Here is a 6,840-nt window from a genome sequence, read left to right as displayed (position 1 = left end):
GCCGGAGCGCACCCCGCTGGTGTTGCCTGCGGTGAAGCCCGGCCGCTACCGGCTCGTCGTGGTGAAGGAAGGCTACCGGGAGTTCCGCACGCAGATCGTCGTGCCGTCGTCCGGGCAGCTCGTGGTGGGGCCGCTGAAGCTCGTGCCAATGACCTCCACCGGGCGACCCGGTTCGGAGGCTCCGCCCCCGGAGCCCCCCGCGACGCCCGAGCCCGAGCCCGGTCCTTCCGGCGAGGCAGGCACCCAGGCCCCGGACCCCGCGCCGCAGGCGGTGAAGGAAGCGAAGGTGGCCGCCCCGGTTGCCCGCGAGCCCGGGGTCGCGACGGTGGCCACGACGGTCCCGGCCGCGGAGGCGCGCGAGGCGGCCCGGCCCGTGGAGCGTGCCGCGTCGGTGAGCTTCGTGGTGACGCCGTGGGCGGAGGTGACGTGCAACGGGCGCAAGCTGGGCGAAACACCGTTCCAGCCCGTGGAGCTGCGCGTGGGCATGTATGACTGCAAGTTCTCCAACCCCGAGCTGAAGCGCACCCTCAACCGCCGCATCGAGGTGCGCCCCATCGACCTCAACGTGGTGACGGTCAAGTTCGAGTAGGCGCGGTGGACCCTTCCATGACGCTCGAGGCTGGAACCCACGTCGGCAAGTACGTCGTGCGCCGCAAGCTCGCCGAAGGGGGCATGGCGGAGATCTTCCTGTGCACCGCGCGCGGGCCGGAGGGCTTCGAGAAGGAAGTCGTCATCAAGCGCGTGCGCGCCTTCCTCGCGAGCGACCCGGACTTCGTGCAGATGTTCATCGCGGAGGCGCGGCTGGCCTCGCGGCTGAACCACGCCAACGTGGTGCAGATCTTCGACTTCGACAAGCACGAGGACACCTACTACCTGGCGATGGAGTACGTGCGCGGCTGCTCGCTGTGGGAGCTGCGCAAGCGGAGCAAGGAGGCGATGACGCCGATGCCGCCCACGCTGGTGGCGCACATCGGCGCGGAGGTCGCGCGCGGGTTGCACTACGCCCACCGCCTGCGGGTGAACGGCGAGCTGCTGCACCTGGTGCACCGCGACGTCACGCCCCACAACGTGCTCGTGTCCTACGACGGCGCGGTGAAGCTCACCGACTTCGGCATCGCGAAGGCGGGCAACAAGCTCACCAACCCCGGCGTGCTCAAGGGCAAGTTCGCGTACATGTCGCCCGAGCAGGCCCGGGGCGAAAGCGTCGACGTGCGCACCGACGTGTTCGCGCTGGGCGTGGTGCTGTGGGAGCTGCTCACCGGTGGGCGCCTGTTCCAGGGGGACTCGGAGATCGCCGTCCTGCGCGCGGTGCAGGAGAGCACCATCGTGCCGCCCGCGCGTCTGAACCCGGACGTGCCCCCGGACCTGGATGCCGCCATCTGCCGGGCGCTGGAGCGCGACCTGTCCAAGCGCTTCCAGACGGCCGGGGAGCTGGAGCGCGCGCTGGCCCAGTGCGTGCTGAACCAGGCCCGCTCCGTGGACGACACGGACGTGGGCGACTTCATGCGCAGGCTGTTCCCGGTCGCCGCCAGCAACGTGGCGCTGCCCGCGATGCCGGAGCGCACGTCGCTGGTGGACGGGGCGCTGCCTCCGCCCGGCTCGGACGAGCAGCCCGCGCCCCGGGAGCCCACGGCGGTGATGCCGTCGCGGGGCCATGCCTCGGGCGCGATGCGCAGCCCCTCGGCGGACGAAGACCTCCACGGCACGACGCTGGTGCTGTCCCGCGATGCGCGCGCCGAAGAGGCCGTGCCTGGACGGCCTCCGCCCTCCACGCCGCTGATGCCCCTGTCGGCCATGAACCCCGGGGCGCGGGAGCCGCTCGCGCCGCCGTCGGGCCGGCGCTCCGATTCGCGCGAGGTCGCCGCCGCGTCCGGTGAGGCCTCGCAGGGGGGGCGCCGGAGCGTGATGCAGGGACAGGAGCGCTTCGAGGACTCCAGGGGCGCATCGGAGTTCCTGTCGCTTGGAGAAGCCTCGCGGGTTGCTGGCGACGACGCGGACCCGAACCAGGGCGCCTCGGGCCGACACACGCCCTCCGCGAGGCGGGCCGTTGTCCTGGCCGCGGAGGTGCGTAACGCCTCCCTGTCCGATGCCGAGCCTCGCGAAGCGGACACCGTATCCGCCACCGAACCGGGACCGCCCTCGGCGCCGGGCCGCAAGCGCGCCTTCTGGGCCGGGGCCGCCGCGCTGGGGCTCGCGGGCCTCCTGGGCGTCCTGGCCGTGGCGCGCTCCACCTCGGGGACTCCCGTCGCGGGGCAGGGGAGCGCCACCTCCCCGCCGGTCGCGAGCACGACACCGTCCACCGTGGCGAAGGCCCCCACCGAACCGTCACGGGCTCCGACGACGGACCCCGTCGAAGCGGAAATCGAAGGGCAGCGACGTGAAGCCGCCCTGGCCACGCCTCCGCCCGCGGAGAAGACCGTCCCCGCTGCTCCCGCGACGGGCTCTCCCACCTCTGTCCCGGCTCCTCCCTCCGAGGACGCGGCGAAGGCCGTGGGCACACTCCAGGTCAGCGCCAATCCGTACGCGACCGTCTACCTGGGCACGAAGCGGCTCGGGGACGTGCAGGGCCGCGCCTCCTACAAGGTGGCGCCCGGCACCTACAAGCTGACCTTCCAGCACCCCACGGGCGCCAGGACGTACACCGTCGTCGTCCCCGCCAACGGCACCGTGGCGCAGGAGTTCCGCGCCCCCAAGGGCCGCTGACCCGGCCGCCTCCCCCTGCCTGACCGGTGGGGGGCGAGGCAGCCGGCCGCCGTTTCCCCCCGTCACTTTCGCCACGCCCCCCGTGTGTTCAGCCCCCGACGCGAGCGTCGGACGGACGACGTCCGCCCGCACGCCTGCTCGTCGTTCTTGACGGATGACGCGCGAATCTGGCACCTATGCAGTCCATTCAGTAGCCTCTATTCAATGGAATCGATGGACCTGCTGGCGCCCGAGGAGCTCGAACGCATCGAGCGCGAAAACGCCGGGGGTCTGCCCGCGAACGCGATCCTGGAAATCTTCCGGCCCCGGGGCGTGAGGCTCTCGGAGGCGACGTTCCGGAAGTACGTCCAGGCGGGGCTCCTGCCTCGCAGCCGTCGCGTGGGCCGCAAGGGGAAGCACCAGGGCAGCCTGGGCCTCTACCCGGTGGAAGCCGTCCGTCGCATCAATGTCATCAAGCGGATGATGGCCGAGGGACACACCCTGGAGGACATCCGCCGCTCCTTCGTGTTCCACCGCAACCACATCGACCAGCTCCAGCGGGACCTGTCAGAGGTGCTGGACGGGTTCCAGGAGGAGCTGGGAGGACGGCCCCTGGGAGGAGAACGCAGGAGGTCACTCGAAGCCCAGTTGGCAACGCTCAGGCAACGGGCGCAGGATCTGGTCCGGGATGTCGCCCGATTGGGCAGCGCCGTCACGGCGCGCGAAGACGAAACGCTCCGGCCGCAATAGGATGCCCCCCAGGGTCCTGTTGAACCGGGTAGACTCCACACATCTGGAGGAATCATGTCGGAAGTGAAGCAGCTGCAGGAGGGCGAGGGGGGAGGAGGCGAGGAGGAGCTGCCCGCGGAACGACGGCGCTCCAAGACCATGTCGCGCAAGGAGATGGCGCGCGACCTGCGCCGTCGCAGGCTCGCCGGCCAGCTGGACCCGGAGGAGGCGGAGACCCTCAAGCTCGTGGACGAGCAGCGGCCCCGCACGCGCGCGGACTGCATCAACGGTCCCCGGCCGTGTCTCTTCGTGTCCTGCAAGCACAACCTGTACCTGGACGTGAACCCGGAGACGGGCTCCATCAAGCTCAACTTCCCGGACAAGGAAATCACCGAGCTGGAGCACACCTGCGCCCTGGACGTGGCGGAGAAGGGTGGCATCACGCTCGAGGAGGTGGGGGAGATCATGAACCTCACCCGCGAGCGCATCCGTCAGGTGGAGACGCGCGGTCTGATGAAGCTGCGGGAAGCCGTGGACGAAGAGCCGCCCGTGTCTGCTCGCAAGCCCTGAAGTCGGGCCTGTGTGTCGTGTCGTCTCTGGGGTGACGTGTTGCGTTGACACCCCAGGGGGTGGTTGCTAGGACCCGCGCCACCCCCCCATCCCGAGGCGCACACGTGCTGGCTCTCCTGAGCGTTTCCGACAAGCGCGGTCTGGTTCCCTTTGCCCAGGGCCTCGTCCGGCTGGGCTACCAACTGCTCTCCACCGGCGGCACCCTGGAGGCCCTGAAGGCCGCCAGCATCCCCGCCACCCAGGTGTCCGAGCACACGCAGAGCCCCGAAATCCTTGGCGGCCGCGTGAAGACGCTCCACCCCCGCATCCATGGTGGCATCCTCGGCCGGCCCGACCTGGAGAGCGACAGGGCGGAGATGGCGGCGAACCGCATCGAGCCCATCTCGCTGGTGGTGGTGAACCTCTACCCGTTCCGCAAGACGGTGGCGTCGGGCGCGGCGGAGGACGACATCATCGAGAACATCGACATCGGCGGGCCGGCGATGGTCCGCGCGTCGGCGAAGAACTTCAAGCACGTGGCCGTGGTGGTGGACCCGGACGACTACGCGCCGGTGCTCGCGGAGATCGAAGGCCACAAGGCGGTGGGCGAGGAGACGCGCCGGCGGCTGATGCGCAAGGCGTTCGCGCACACGGCGGCCTACGACGCGTCCATCTCCGGGTGGCTGTCGGGCGAGGCCCAGGAGCCCTTCCCCCAGGAGCTGTCGCTGGCCTTCCAGAAGGTGCAGGGGCTGCGCTACGGGGAGAACCCGCACCAGCGCGGCGCCTTCTACCGCGAGTTCCAGACGCTGAAGGAGCCGTCGGTGGCGTTCGCGAAGGTGCTCCAGGGCAAGGAGCTCTCGTACAACAACATCCTGGACCTGGACGCGGCCCTGGGGCTGGTCCTGGAGTTCCCGGAGAAGCCCTGCGCGGTGGTCATCAAGCACAACACCCCGTGCGGCGTGGCGGTGGACGACGTGCTGGAGAAGGCCTACCGCACCGCCCGCGCGGTGGATGAGACGTCCGCCTTCGGGGGCATCGTCGCCTTCAACCGCGAGGTGGACGAGGCCGTGGCGAAGGCCATGGCGGAGACCTTCCTGGAGGCCGTCATCGCGCCGTCGTACTCGCCAGCGGCGCTCCAGGTGCTCGCGACCAAGAAGAACCTGCGCCTCTTGGAGGCCGGCCCGGAGCTGGCGTCTCCCACCGCCCGGCCGCGTCCCCAGGTGGACGCCCGGAGCGTGTCGGGCGGCATGCTGCTGATGGACCGGGACGCGGTGGAGCCGCCCCTGGAGTGGAAGGTCGTCTCCAAGCGCGCCCCCACGCCGGAGGAGGAGCGGGCCCTGCGCTTCGCCTGGAAGGTGTGCAAGCACGTGAAGAGCAATGCCATCGTGTTCGCGGCCGGGCACCAGCTGCTCGCCCAGGGCGGCGGGCAGACCAACCGGGTGGACTCGGTCCGCATCGCGATGACGCGGGGCGGCGAGGCCCTGAAGGGCAGCGCGGTGGCCTCGGATGCGTTCTTCCCCTTCCGGGACGGGCTGGACGAGGCGGCCCGGGCCGGGGCGACGGCGGTCATCCAGCCGGGTGGGTCCGTTCGTGACGCGGAGGTGATTGCGGCCGCCGACGAACATGGGATGGCCATGGTGGTGACCGGAGTGCGACACTTCCGGCACTAACTTCATGCGCATCGTCTGTCAGAAATGCGCGGCGGCCTACGCGATCGACGATCGGTTGATCTCGGCCAAGGGCGTCCGCGCGCAGTGTCCCCGTTGCCGGCACCTCCAGCTCGTAAAGCGGGAGGCGTCCGCCGCTTCGGTGACGGCGTCCACTCCCGAAGGAGCCGCGGTCCCCGCTCCCGAGCCGAAGCGCCCTCCCGGCGCCCCGGCGCCTCCTGTCGCCCGGGAGCCCCGGAGCAATCCGGCCGCCGCGAAGGCCCCTGACGCTCCGGCGGCCTCGGACCTCTTCGGGGACCTGGGGTCGATGCCGGAACTCGGGCCTCCGAGGGACGAGGATCCGTTCGCGGACCTGGGCCCTCCCGCCTCCCGGGCACCCGCCCCGGCGAACCTCTCCGCGGACCCGTTCGCGGACCTGGGCCCTCCGGATGCCCCGCCTGCCCGGAGCGAACCGTCCGCGAGGCCCGCCGCGTCCGCCCCGGCGCAGAGGCCCGCGCCGACTGCCGCCGCGCCCGCTCCGACGCAGCCGCCCGCGAAGCCCGCGCCGACTGCCGCCGCGCCCGCCCGGAAGGAGCCGGTCGCGAAGCCGCCGCCCTCCGAGCCCGCGCCCTCGCTCGCGCTTCCGGCGGACCCGCTGCTCGACTTCCTGGGCCCGCCCCCGAGCGACCTCGGGAGGGATGGGGCTTCCCCGGTGCCTCCGCCCGCGGCTACCTCCGGTGGCGTGGCGCTGGGCCGCATGTCCGTTCGCGCCCCCGCGCCGGCCGCCGCACCCGCGCAGGCTGCGGCGGTGACGCACGCGAACTGCCGCTCGTGCGGCAAGGCGCTGGCGGACCCGTTCGACCAGGCCCTGGGCGTCTGTGACGACTGCCGGCAGAAGGATCCGGTGGGCGCGTCCGAGGCCTCGGTGGTGGTGGCTCCCCAGGAGTCGGCAGCATCCTCCAGGGGCGGCGACCTGGAACTGCCGATGCTCAGCAACCTGGACGCCTCGGCCGCGTCGTCGGGCGGAGACCTGGACCTCGCGGGAGGCTCCCAGGCGTCGGGGGAGGACCTGCGCGTCGCGGGCGCCACGGCGCTGTCGCCGGATGCGCGCATCAGCTCGGTGAAGCCCGCGCGGACCTCGCACATCACGGCCGCGCCGGTCCGGACCGCGCAGCGCGCGGGCTCCGGAGGCGGGTTCCGTCCCGTCGTCGTGGGCCTGCTCGTGGTGGTGCTG

The 6,840-nt window shown here is 71.9% G+C and carries 6 protein-coding genes; all 6 read left to right on the top strand.

Going from position 1 to position 6,840, the window contains the following annotated elements:
• A partial coding sequence (locus D7Y13_RS35945) for a PEGA domain-containing protein (protein ID WP_147452569.1) occupies positions 1–589 on the top strand: 589 nt, incomplete at its 5' end.
• 17 nt (positions 590–606) lie between these two features.
• A complete protein-coding gene (locus tag D7Y13_RS35940) occupies positions 607–2,703 on the top strand; it encodes a serine/threonine-protein kinase (protein WP_120585002.1) in 2,097 nt (698 codons plus the stop codon).
• A 204-nt stretch (positions 2,704–2,907) separates the two neighbouring features.
• Positions 2,908–3,432 carry a MerR family transcriptional regulator gene (locus tag D7Y13_RS35935; protein WP_120537889.1) on the top strand — a complete coding sequence of 175 codons (525 nt, stop codon included), beginning with the start codon at positions 2,908–2,910 and terminating at the stop codon, positions 3,430–3,432.
• A gap of 54 nt (positions 3,433–3,486) precedes the next feature.
• Positions 3,487–3,981, top strand: a complete 495-nt coding sequence (locus tag D7Y13_RS35930) for a sigma factor-like helix-turn-helix DNA-binding protein (protein ID WP_120537888.1) — start codon at positions 3,487–3,489, stop codon at positions 3,979–3,981.
• Positions 3,982–4,085: 104 nt separating this feature from the next.
• Positions 4,086–5,630 carry a bifunctional phosphoribosylaminoimidazolecarboxamide formyltransferase/IMP cyclohydrolase gene (gene purH, locus D7Y13_RS35925; protein WP_120537887.1) on the top strand — a complete coding sequence of 515 codons (1,545 nt, stop codon included), beginning with the start codon at positions 4,086–4,088 and terminating at the stop codon, positions 5,628–5,630.
• A 4-nt stretch (positions 5,631–5,634) separates the two neighbouring features.
• Positions 5,635–6,840 (top strand): zinc-ribbon domain-containing protein (locus D7Y13_RS35920; protein ID WP_208734523.1); only part of this gene is annotated, 1,206 nt, incomplete at its 3' end.

Source organism: Corallococcus praedator (assembly GCF_003612125.1).
Taxonomy (GTDB): Bacteria; Myxococcota; Myxococcia; order Myxococcales; family Myxococcaceae; genus Corallococcus; species Corallococcus praedator.
This window is presented reverse-complemented; position numbering and strand designations above follow the sequence as displayed.